This window comes from Vibrio sp. 2134-1 (assembly GCF_033339495.1).
Genome location: NZ_JAWOUS010000300.1, coordinates 1 through 790, shown reverse-complemented (window position 1 = coordinate 790; position 790 = coordinate 1). Strand labels below are relative to the sequence as shown.

1 protein-coding gene and 1 pseudogene are annotated in these 790 nt (G+C 45.6%); both read left to right on the top strand.

The window, feature by feature from the left end:
• Positions 1-209 (top strand): annotated as a pseudogene (locus R7R78_RS25605) (ABC transporter); the annotation flags it as partial.
• On the top strand, positions 209-790 hold a 582-nt coding region (locus R7R78_RS25600; RefSeq protein WP_406707398.1), incomplete at its 3' end, for an ABC transporter permease. The pseudogene R7R78_RS25605 and the gene R7R78_RS25600, both read left to right, overlap by 1 nt.

Below are 790 nucleotides of genomic sequence, written 5' to 3'. Positions count from 1 at the left end.
CATTTATGACACAGCCTGAGCTGTTGTTCGCAGACGAGCCTACCGGCAATCTTGACCATCAAACCGCAGACAAAGTGATTGAGCTGCTATTCGATCTTAATGAACAGCACGGGACAACTCTGATTTTAGTAACACACGATGGTCATCTAGCAAGCCGATGTGACCGTATTTATCGTATGGAGGCGGGTGAGCTTAAGGAGGAGATGTAATGTCAGCAGTATCTTCAAGTGAAGTAACATCTTCAGATCAACGTGGATTGAAGCAACACTCTCCGAATAAAAGTTTGGTGCGTTGGAGTTTGGGCGAAATTAGGCAAGGAAACCTTTGGCCGATCAGCGTCGCTCTTGTGTTGGTCATCGCGAGTATTTTTGCATTGTCTGCACTTGCATCTCGTATGGAGCAAGTGATTGTCAAGCAGGGCAAGGATGCATTAACTGCGGATGCGGTGTTCGTTTCCGCAAACCCATTATCTGACTCACTATTAAAATCGACAGAGCAACTTGAGCGCTCCGTTATGACCCGATTTTCGACCATGGCTTTTAGCGATAACGGAATGCAGCTTATTTCTGTACGAGGTGTCGATGAAAGTTATCCTTTAATGGGAGAGTTGGTTTTAGATGGGAATGAGTCAGGTCGCGTGAAGCCTAACCAGCTTTGGTTAGACGAACGCATTATGGCTCAATTAGAAGTTAACAAAGGTGACAATGTCACCATTGGTGATGCAGATTTCACCGTTTCAGGTGCAGTGCTGATGGAGCCGGGTTTAAGTTTCAATCCATTCCAACAAATG